Source organism: Chloroflexota bacterium, assembly GCA_018648225.1.
Lineage (GTDB): Bacteria > Chloroflexota > Anaerolineae > Anaerolineales > UBA11858 > NIOZ-UU35.
Window position 1 is genome coordinate 1 of record JABGRQ010000209.1, and the last position, 1224, is coordinate 1224.

The window sequence follows — 1224 nt, forward strand, 5'->3', positions numbered from 1 at the left end:
GCGGAATCCACAAGTTGAGGATCAGCGGGCCGGTGGGAATCTCTTCGGTGGGTGCAGGGGGAACGGGACTCGGCTCTGGGGTGGGTGATAGTTCCGGGGTGCTGGTATCCACCCCAGGGGTCGCGGGCGAACATCCTGTCAGGGAGAAGATCAACCCCAACGCCAGGATAATCAAAATTGCCACAGAGGACATAGAGAAATTTTTATAAACTCTGCGCTCTCTGTGGCTGGCTTTTTGTATTTGAGACATCATTTTAATTCTATCGGGTTTTGCAGCAGCCCGAGCAGCAGTCGCAGGGCGTTTTCGACATCGCCCAGATCGATCATCTCGGAGGGGCTGTGGATGTAGCGGCAGGGGATCGAGAGACAGCCCGCCGGAACGCCAGAGCGCGAGAGCTGGATGGCACGCGCATCGGTGCTGCCGCGTTCGAGTACTTCTAGTTGGTAAGGGATTTCATCGGCTTCGGCGCGGTTGACCATCCAATTGACCACGCGCGGGTCGGCGATCATGCCCGAATCTTTGACCTTGATCGCCGGGCCTTGCCCCAGGCTGACTTCCATCGTGATGCCTTTGGGGGTGTCGCCCGTGCGAGTGACATCCACGGCCAGACCGAGTGTAGGCTCAATGCCAAATGCCGCCGTGGCTGCGCCGCGCACGCCGACTTCTTCTTGCACACTGAAAACGAAATACAGATCGTGTGGGCTGGCTTTAAGCGCTTTGAGCGCGGCGATGAGAATAGCAACGCTGACGCGGTCATCCATCGCTTTGGAGACCAGGCGGTTGCCCATTTCGCTGAAAGGGCGCTCGAAAACAGCCACATCGCCAACTTTGACCAGGCAATCGGCGCGGCTGCTGGCGCCCACATCAATGAACATTTCGTCAATTGGCGGCACGCGAAAACTACTCTCGATTTTTTCGGTGTCAATTACGCCCGCGGCGCCATTGAGAAAGCGTACCCGCCCGGCGGGGGTGTAGCGTGGAAAAACCCCGCCCAGATTGCTGAAGCGCACGAAGCCATTTTCGTCGATATGCGTGGCGATAATACCAATCTCGTCCAGGTGCGCCGAAAGCATCACGCGCTGCCCGGAAGGTTTGGCTCCCGATGCCGCTTTACGGGCGATCAGGTTGCCCAGCGCATCTACACGAATTTCATCGGCATAGGCTTCAATTTCAGCGCGCACCGCTTCACGGATTTCGTTTTCGTATCCTGATGGGCCGGGGAT

At 57.8% G+C, this 1224-nt stretch carries 2 protein-coding genes; both read right to left on the minus strand.

Annotated elements, in window-relative coordinates; all coding sequences use genetic code 11:
• Window positions 1-193 (minus strand): hypothetical protein (locus HN413_17690; GenBank protein ID MBT3392234.1); only part of this gene is annotated, 193 nt, incomplete at its 3' end.
• A 56-nt stretch (window positions 194-249) separates the two neighbouring features.
• Entirely contained in the window at window positions 250-1224 is a 975-nt protein-coding gene (locus HN413_17695; GenBank protein MBT3392235.1) for a M42 family metallopeptidase, read from the minus strand.